This window comes from Komagataeibacter intermedius TF2 (genome assembly GCF_000964425.1).
GTDB classification, from domain to species: domain Bacteria; phylum Pseudomonadota; class Alphaproteobacteria; order Acetobacterales; family Acetobacteraceae; genus Komagataeibacter; species Komagataeibacter intermedius.
In genome coordinates, this window is record NZ_BANF01000455.1 from 1 (window position 1) to 962 (window position 962).

At 59.9% G+C, this 962-nt stretch carries 1 protein-coding gene; it reads left to right on the forward strand.

The window, feature by feature from the left end:
• Positions 1-572: PadR family transcriptional regulator (locus B7449_RS18025; protein ID WP_048883998.1), on the forward strand; the 572-nt coding region annotated here is incomplete at its 5' end.
• Positions 573-962: the final 390 nt, after the last annotated feature.

Below are 962 nucleotides of genomic sequence, written 5' to 3' on the forward strand. Positions count from 1 at the left end.
GTCGTAACCGCCAGACTTTCTCCCCCGAAGGCATGGCCGGTGGTGGGGAACCCCGCCGCCATCACGGTCGCGGAGGACATCATGGTGGTGGCCGCCGGGGCGGGCGTCACCGGCTGTTCGATTATGGCGAGATGCGGCTTCTGGTCCTCTCGCTGATCGCGGAGAAGCCGACCTACGGCTACGAACTGATCCGCATGATCGAGGAAAAGTTCGGTGGCAGCTATGCCCCCAGCCCCGGTGTGATTTACCCCACGCTGACCTGGCTGGATGAAGCGGGTTACGCCCGGATTGTCGAAGCTGATGGCCGCAAGAATTACCACATCACCCCGGAAGGCGAGGCGTTCCTGAACGCCAGTCGCGCGGCCCTTGATGAAATCCTGTCCCGTGCCGCGACAGGTGCGGCAGAGGGCAGGGGCGGCCGGAAGAATGTCCCGATGCCGGTCATGCGCGGCATGGAAAACCTGCGCACGGCACTCCGTCTGAGGCTGCGCAACGGTGGCCTTGATACGGAGGCCGAGGAAAAGATCGCCGCCCTGCTGGACGACGCCGCCCGGGCGATCGGGCAGGTCTGAAACCCGGATTTCCCTGCCCGATGGCCAAGCAGGCCGCCCGATCAGGGAATGACCCCATAATCCCGCCATGTATGGATCTGTTTTTTACGGAATATCATGGTGTGGTGTGCGCGTGCCTGAATAAAGGTCACTCGCGTTCCGGAATATTCATGTGATTGTCCGGAACATTAACCGGAGTAATGCCAACCCGGACAGGATCATGATTTCTGTCCCGGATACTCCAGATACTGTCTATTACATCATTCGACCTTACATTCCCGCTCATGCGACATGACGGATCAGGGGTCGAATTAAAGGATTTATCATGAAGCGTTCAATGCTGTTTGCCCTCGCTCTTGGCATCTCCCTTCCGCTGGCAGCCCAGGCCCAGTCACCTGAGCAGAACCAGGG